The 262-nt window shown below is 60.7% G+C and carries 1 pseudogene; it reads right to left on the bottom strand.

Annotated elements, in window-relative coordinates:
• A pseudogene (locus SB751_RS31935) lies at positions 1-262 on the bottom strand (hypothetical protein); the annotation flags it as partial.

The raw sequence follows: 262 nt of genomic DNA on the forward strand, positions 1-262 counted from the left end.
GCGCTCTTTCTGCTCTTGCATGCGTTCTTTGAAGAGCTCCATCAGCTTGTCCCAGCCGTGCTTTTCGATGGCGGCCTTTTCCTCGGGCGACAGGCTCTTCTCGAACTGCTTGATGAGCCAGTCCAGCGGGATGTCCTTGCCGGCCGGCAACGCGGCCTCGATGCCTCTGTAGTAGGCGCCGAAGGCCTTGTCGTAGCGGTCGTAGAGCGATTCGTCCTTGACCAGCGTGGCGCGGGCGAGGAAATAGAAGTCGTCCAGCGTG

This window comes from Cupriavidus sp. SIMBA_020 (assembly GCF_046535395.1).
Lineage (GTDB): Bacteria > Pseudomonadota > Gammaproteobacteria > Burkholderiales > Burkholderiaceae > Cupriavidus > Cupriavidus campinensis.